The 7,762-nt window shown below is 45.4% G+C and carries 6 protein-coding genes and 1 tRNA gene; 1 reads left to right on the forward strand and 6 read right to left on the reverse strand.

Annotation, left to right across the window (positions count from 1 at the left end; genetic code table 11):
• The 6 genes from lonB to AC5V8P_RS20900 form a co-directional block, all read right to left on the reverse strand.
• Nucleotides 1-1,278: ATP-dependent protease LonB (gene lonB, locus AC5V8P_RS20875; protein WP_495473823.1), on the reverse strand; the 1,278-nt coding region annotated here is incomplete at its 3' end.
• 214 nt (nucleotides 1,279-1,492) lie between these two features.
• Nucleotides 1,493-2,611, reverse strand: a complete 1,119-nt coding sequence (gene ispG, locus AC5V8P_RS20880; protein WP_063212213.1) for a flavodoxin-dependent (E)-4-hydroxy-3-methylbut-2-enyl-diphosphate synthase — start codon at nucleotides 2,609-2,611, stop codon at nucleotides 1,493-1,495.
• A 110-nt stretch (nucleotides 2,612-2,721) separates the two neighbouring features.
• A complete protein-coding gene (gene clpX / locus AC5V8P_RS20885; protein WP_063212212.1) occupies nucleotides 2,722-3,978 on the reverse strand; it encodes an ATP-dependent protease ATP-binding subunit ClpX in 1,257 nt (418 codons plus the stop codon).
• A gap of 12 nt (nucleotides 3,979-3,990) precedes the next feature.
• On the reverse strand, nucleotides 3,991-4,581 hold the full coding sequence (gene clpP / locus AC5V8P_RS20890) for an ATP-dependent Clp endopeptidase proteolytic subunit ClpP (RefSeq protein ID WP_063212211.1): 591 nt from the start codon (nucleotides 4,579-4,581) through the stop codon (nucleotides 3,991-3,993).
• A 408-nt stretch (nucleotides 4,582-4,989) separates the two neighbouring features.
• On the reverse strand, nucleotides 4,990-6,303 hold the full coding sequence (gene tig, locus AC5V8P_RS20895; protein ID WP_064797469.1) for a trigger factor: 1,314 nt from the start codon (nucleotides 6,301-6,303) through the stop codon (nucleotides 4,990-4,992).
• Nucleotides 6,304-6,446: 143 nt separating this feature from the next.
• Nucleotides 6,447-7,358, reverse strand: a complete 912-nt coding sequence (locus AC5V8P_RS20900; protein ID WP_196771887.1) for a hypothetical protein — start codon at nucleotides 7,356-7,358, stop codon at nucleotides 6,447-6,449.
• Nucleotides 7,359-7,616: 258 nt separating this feature from the next.
• Here AC5V8P_RS20900 and AC5V8P_RS20905 point away from each other — a divergent pair.
• Nucleotides 7,617-7,690, forward strand: a tRNA-Arg gene (locus AC5V8P_RS20905).
• Nucleotides 7,691-7,762 lie beyond the last annotated feature (72 nt).

The raw sequence follows: 7,762 nt of genomic DNA on the forward strand, positions 1-7,762 counted from the left end.
AGATAAACCGAGCGTACGCAAAACCGTCAGCACATTTTCCACAGAGCCTTTAGCCATGCTCTTACGACGCAGTGTTCGGGAGTTGCCTCCAATCTCTTCTTCATCCACAACACCCGTAATATTGTAGCTTCCCTTTCCTTCGGAAACGGGAACTGCGGTAACCTCAATTTCCAGCAGCATGCCCATGTTCGGACCGTATACAGCTAACCCATTAACAAATCCGATTTGCGGCAAGCCTGGTATTTTTCGATCAGGACGGGGCTGAATTTGGCTGCTACCCGCTACCCATTCTACGTCTGAAGCATCGAGTCGTTCTCTTTTCTCGGTAAGTGCCAAACCAGCAGCAAGCTGAATCATATTGACTGCCTCGCGACCGTTAGTTGCGTATCGCTGTACAACCTCCACCGCCTCTGGACAAGGACCAAAACCCAGCTTGTGAACAGCATCTTCAGCAATACGAGCAATCTCCTGCGGTTGCAGGGCGCGGAAATAAATTTCCATACACCGGGAACGAATAGCAGGTGGCAGCTCATGCGGCGAACGAGTCGTCGCACCTACCAACCGGAAATCTGCCGGCAAACCATTTTGGAAAATATCGTGAATATAAGCAGGAGTATGTGAATCTTCCGAATTGTAATACGCACTTTCCAAAAATACCTTTCGATCCTCCAGCACTTTCAGCAGCTTATTCATCTGTGTTGGATGCAGCTCGCCAATCTCATCAATGAACAACATTCCTCCATGCGCCTTCGTTACAGCTCCTGGTTTAGGTTGGGGAATACCGGCTACACCCATCGCTCCTGCCCCTTGATAGATTGGATCATGCACGGAACCAATTAATGGGTCCGCGATACCACGCTCGTCAAAACGGGCGGTCGTAGCATCAATTTCCGTAAATTTAGCATCTCCCTTGAACGGGGAGGACTGATTTTTCTTAGCCTCTTCCAGCACCACACGTGCAGCAGCCGTTTTCCCCACACCAGGGGGGCCGTAAATAATGACGTGTTGCGGATTCGCACTGCATAAAGCCGCCTTGAGTGCACGCAGCCCGTCCTTCTGGCCAACGATATCCTGTAACGTAGCAGGTCGTGTGCGTTCAGCCAGCGGTTTGGTAAGTGAAATAGAACGCAATTTGCGCAACTTATCCAATTCCTTCCGGGATTCCCGATCCACCGCACTACGGTTCGTTTTCTGGCTCCGCAGGAGGTTCCAGAAATACAGACCAATGACAATCCCGAAAAACATTTGCACCAATAACAATATCATAGTCAAGTCCATCGTATTTCCTCCGTTTCTCATCTCAGCAATTTGAAAAAAGCTGTTCTATGAAAGACAGTATTTCCTTTTCCACGAGAGCTAAACGGCAGTCTTTCAAAAGATCAGAGAGAAATACAAAAACACCGCGAAGAACAGTTCTGTAGCAGAACTGCTCTCCACGGTGCTTACATCATGACAATAGCCTAAGATTATACCCGTTTTAAAAAAACTTTGCCTACACTTTCTCAGCAGTGTGACGCTCTTCACGTCCTGGTATTTTACCTGTTTCTTCATAAGCCTTGACGATGATATCAATTTCTTTTTTCAATTCGTCAACCATTTCAGCCTCAGGGACTTTACGAATCATCTTTCCGTAACGGAACAACAGGCCTTCTCCACGTGCTCCGGCAATTCCGATATCAGCTTCCTTCGCTTCACCCGGGCCGTTAACTGCGCACCCCAGTACGGATACTTTAATCGGCACCTTGAGTTTTGCAATGTAATCCTCTACCTCGTTCGCAATAGAGAACAAATCAATATCCAAACGCCCGCAGGTCGGACAAGAAATCAATGTAGCTGCGTTCGTGATCAACCCAAATGTTTTGAGCAGCTCCCGTGCTACCTTCACTTCTTCTACCGGATCTGCACTTAGCGAAATACGCATTGTAGACCCGATACCAGCTGATAGCAAGGCTCCCATGCCCGCTGCACTTTTAACCGTTCCAGTAAAGAGTGTACCGGCTTCGGTGATGCCCAGATGAAGTGGATATTTAATAATTTCGGCAGCCTTTGTGTAAGCAGCAATGGCCATCGGAACGTCAGAAGCCTTCAGGGATACGATAATATCATGGAAATCAAGTTCTTCAAGTATCCCGATGTGGTACAGTGCACTTTCTACCATTGCTTCCGGCGTAGGGTAGCCGTACTTATCCAGTAAATGCTGTTCCAATGATCCGGCATTCACACCAATCCGAATCGGAATTCCCTTTTCCTTACACGCCTTAACGACAGCCTCCACTTTTTCACGTCGTCCAATGTTGCCTGGATTAATGCGAACCTTGTCAATCCCATTTTCAATAGCCAGTAGAGCCAGCTTATGATTAAAGTGAATATCTGCAACCAGCGGAATATGAATCCGCTTCTTAATTTCCTTAATGGCAGCGGCAGCTTCCTCATTATTGACGGTAACCCGCACTATTTGACATCCTGCTTCTTCCAGACGGAGAATCTCAGCTACCGTAGCTTCCACATCTGCCGTCTTGGTTGTACACATGCTTTGGATGATGACTTCATTGCTACCGCCAATCGTCAGATTCCCGACTTTAACGGGACGTGTGTCTTGTCTTAAGAACATGTACTTTTCTCTCCCATTAACGCCAAACCTCCACCCCATAAAACCTCATACAGGTTTAGTGAAGTGGAGATCTGGCTTCTCATATTATAGAGATCGCGAAGTATCAATCCTTAGGCGCTCTCTTCTTGTTTTTTATCCTTATCTGTACCACCGAGTTCCGGTGCGATTTTGTCTTTCACTACCTGCTCGTTGATGACGCAAGTCGTCACATCATCACGGGAAGGAACTTCGTACATGACGTCGAGCATAATCCCTTCAATGATTGCACGAAGGCCACGAGCACCCGTGTTACGCTTAATCGCCTCACGAGCAATGGCTTCCAGAGCATCTTGCTTGAACTCCAGCTTCACATTGTCCAGTTCCAGCATCTTCTGGTATTGCTTGGTCAACGCATTTTTCGGTTCAGACAGAATACGAACCAACGTCTTCTCATCAAGCGGCTCCAGCGTAGAAATAACTGGCAAACGTCCTACGAATTCCGGAATCAGACCGAATTTCAACAGATCCTCAGGCAATACCATGGAGGTATATTCGCCTGGTTTCAGATCTTTTTGTTCGCTAGTAGCGTTAAAGCCGATGACCTTCTTACCGATACGACGTTTGATCATTTGCTCCAGACCGTCGAAGGCACCGCCGCAAATGAATAGGATATTCGTGGTATCAATTTGAATGAATTCTTGATGCGGATGCTTGCGACCGCCTTGCGGAGGTACAGAAGCAACAGTACCTTCCAAGATTTTAAGCAACGCCTGCTGTACACCTTCACCTGATACATCACGGGTAATGGACGGGTTTTCGGATTTGCGGGCTACTTTATCAATTTCGTCAATGTAAATAATGCCGCGTTCTGCTTTTTCCACATCATAATCGGCAGCTTGAATCAGTTTCAGCAAAATGTTTTCAACGTCTTCACCCACATAACCTGCTTCCGTAAGGGAAGTAGCATCTGCGATAGCAAATGGGACGTTCAAAATTTTAGCCATCGTTTGCGCAAGCAACGTTTTACCCGAACCTGTAGGTCCAAGCATCAATATGTTACTTTTTTGCAGTTCCACATCATCAATTTTGTTTTGTGTATTAATACGTTTGTAGTGATTATATACCGCTACAGACAATGATTTTTTCGCTTGATCCTGACCAATAACGTATTGGTCCAGAATTTCACGGATTTGCATTGGTTTTGGAATGTCTTTCAGGTCTACTTCTTCCTCATGACCCAATTCTTCCTCCACAATTTCCGTGCACAGCTCGATGCATTCGTCACATATATATACGCCCGGTCCGGCAACAAGCTTGCGAACCTGATCCTGAGATTTACCGCAGAAAGAACATTTTAATTGTCCTTTTTCATCATTAAATTTAAACATAGAGCCACCCCTTTACAGATTAATCGGTTTAGACAGCACCTGGTCAATGATACCGTATGCTTTTGCCTCTTCCGCTTCCATGAAGAAATCCCGGTCAGTATCACGTTCGATTTTTTCGAGGGGCTGACCTGTACGCTCCACATAGATTTGATTCAGCTTAGCACGTGTTTTGATAATCCAGTCCGCATGAATCAGCATGTCAGAGGCTTGCCCCTGAACGCCACCGAGCGGCTGGTGAATCATGACTTCACTATTGGTAAGCGCGTATCTCTTGCCTGGCGCACCGGCTGTGAGCAATAGGGAACCCATACTAGCAGCCATGCCTACACAAATCGTCGATACGTCCGGCTTAATGAATTGCATTGTATCATATATACCCATGCCCGCAGTTACAGAACCGCCTGGCGAGTTAATGTACAAATTAATATCCTTCTCCGGGTCTTCCGCAGAAAGGAACAATAGCTGTGCAATGACGAGATTGGCGACATCGTCATCAATCGGGCCACTTAGGAAAATGATGCGATCCTTAAGCAACCTTGAGTAAATATCGTAAGATCGTTCTCCTCGATTCGTTTGTTCCACAACCATAGGGACGAGACTCATCACGACCAACCTCTTTTCTTTATTAAAATGAACACTTGTATTCATCCGCTTCCTTATGTCCCATTAAAACGAAAGCGGCAATCATGAAACGTGAACACCTTACAAAATATTTTAACATGTTCAGAGTCTCGTGTCATATTTGCCTGCTCATATATGAAGTGCAGGCTATTTACAGACGCCCTGCCGAGACCTTCTCATATTTAACCATGTTTCGTATGTATGTGCAAATATACGGTAGTGACTTATGTAAAACATAAAAACACCATTCTCAGCGCTTTCCATAAACGACTAAAATTTGGGTTGTCTAAGGTAAAAATAAGGCACGTAACTTTCACTACGTGCCTTATCCTTATCTAATTTACTACGTTGCAGCCTGTTACAGCCTACACGTATATTTTATCGTTTGAATTACTCAGCAGCTGCAGCTGGCGCTTCAACTTCTTTGCTATTTTCCACCAGCAAAGCGATTGTTTTGCGCAGTGAGATCTCTTCTTTCAAGTTAGCGAACGAGCCGTTACTTTCCAGAATGCTGCGGATCTCTTCAACAGAGCGTTTGTAAGTATCAGCCATGTTTTGCAGCTCTTCGTTGATTTCAGCTTCGGAAACTTCGATGTTTTCTGCTTTAGCCACTTGCTCCAACACGAGGTTGTTGCGTACGCGCTTCTCAGCATCAGCTTTCATTTGCTCTTCCAGGTCTTCTTTGCTTTGACCGGAGAAGCCGAGGAACATTTCAAGGTTCATGCCTTGGCTGCGCAGACGGTTGTCGAAATCGCGAACCATGTTTTGCACTTCACTCTTAACCATTGCTTCAGGAATGTCGATTGTTGCATTTTCAGCAACTTTCTCCACTACAGCGCCTTCACGAGCTGCTTTCGCTTCGTTTTCTTTGCGCTCCAGCAATTGCTTTTTCAAGTCTTCCTTGAATTCAGCAAGCGTGTCAAATTCACTTACATCTTTAGCAAATTCATCGTCCAATTCAGGAAGAACTTTGCGTTTCAGTTCATGAACTTTCACTTTAAATACAGCTTGTTTACCAGCGAGGTCAGCAGAATGGTAGTTCTCAGGGAACGTTACTTCAACATCCTTGGAATCACCTGTGTGCAAACCAATCACTTGATCTTCAAAGCCAGGAATGAAAGTGTTGGAACCCAGCTCCAGAGAATACTTCTCAGCTTGTCCACCTTCGAACTGTACGCCGTCTACGGAACCGTCGAAGTCAATGATAGCTGTATCACCGGATTGAGCAGCATCTTCATCAACGACAACCAATTCAGCATGACGTTGTTGCAGGCGCTCCAGCTCTTGAGCCAGTTCTTCGTCGCTTACTTCGATTTTGCTTACAGGCACTTCTACGCCTTTGTAGTCACCCAAAGTTACTTCAGGTTTAACCGTAACTTTTGCTTTGAATTTGAAAGATTCGCCTTTAGCAAATTGATCAATTTCAACATCAGGGCTATCTACCGGGAAGATGTCTGTTTGCTCTACAGCTTGGCTGTAAGCTTCAGGCAACAGGAAGTCAATCGCATCCTGGTACAGACTTTCAATGCCATAACGTTTTTCAAAGATAGGACGTGGCACTTTACCTTTACGGAATCCTGGTACGCTTACTTGTTTAACCACTTTATTAAAAGCTTTGTCGAGTGCAGCGGCTACACGATCCGCGTCTACCTCAACTTCAAGAACCCCAAGGTTCTTCTCTATTTTCTCCCAAGTTGCTTTCATTTTATGCTTTCCCCTCCAACAAAATCTTCACTTAGTTTTCATTACAATCAACGCACACAAAATAACCATTATAGTATATCTAACATTACTGTCTTTTTCAAGAGCGGCCCTTGAATGCTTTAACAGGTAAACGTTTCCGGTCATTAAGGTGTGTTCATTCCCGCCGCTACGAATAATCGCATCGATCGATACGCCTGCTCAAAACGGAAGCGCAGTGCATCTGTAATGCCATATATAGCACGAGTTTCCTCTTCACTATTATTCCCGTTCAAACTTTCCGAAACAGTCTGATGGAGGGCTGCTGCCCAAATATCCGGCATTCCGTCCTCTTCGATCAACATCGATCTGTAATCTTTCGTACCGTACACGGCCATCACAAACTGTGACCATAGCTCTTGTGCAAAATAGAATAGTGTAGGCTCATGCACCTCAGTCTGGTCGGCTACCCGTTCCAAAATACGCATAATCGCCTCTGGAAAATCATCCGGCTGTAACGGAACCGTTTCAATATCGATTTCCGCCTTTTCATCACCCCGTCTGATTTCTATCGTCCCTTCCATTCCGCGACGTCTCATTGTCTGCAGAACACGAAATTGGAGAAGAGGATGGATTTCCCGTTCCGTAATCCAGCGAAGCAAGGCATCGTCGATCTCCGGCAGCTCCAAATAGGATAGCTGCTCCAAAGCCAGTATCGTCTGTTCGGATAACGGTTGATCCATAGCCATCTGTAAGAGCTTGTTACCGTAGCCTGCATCCTGTTCCTGCTTAAAGCGCGCATGACGGCGAGCCAGCTCAACTTCACTGACTTCGTCTTCTTCCACAGTGTCCGTTACTGCCCCGCTATCAGCGTACTGTGGAAATGCAGCTTCCAACCATTGTAATAGAGCATTCCATTCATCGTATTGTTTCTGCTCCTGCCCTTGACAATGCATCAAAAAACGCAGCATTGCCATCGCCTCTCCATAACGTTCGTTTTCAAGCATCACCGTAAGCTGGATTTGATAGTAGTCCAGGGTCTTCGGAAACAATACGATATTATTTTCTTTTGTCGTCACCTTGGAGTCCTTTATTTCAAGGCACCCCCTCTCCTCCGCAAGCTAAAGTATTTGTAGATTATATGAGAAACAGCAGCCGAAGTTCAACTACTCGTCTTCAACATATTCACCTGTATTCTAACATACCCTTATATAAGGCAAAAAAAACGATGTGTAGCCTGAATTTATGTAGTGTAGATCCTAAATAAGCGAATTATGCAAAATAACACTTGAATCTTTTCCATCCATATGTTATATTAATCTTCGCTTGAATTTTATGTCCCAGTAGCTCAGCTGGATAGAGCAACGGCCTTCTAAGCCGTCGGTCGGGGGTTCGAATCCCTCCTGGGACGTATAGCCGAAGCTTCCTATTTAGGAAGCTTTTTTTTATTTTCTAGCAAATAAGCCCCCTATAACATTGAAAC

Source organism: Paenibacillus sp. N119s (assembly GCF_059447605.1).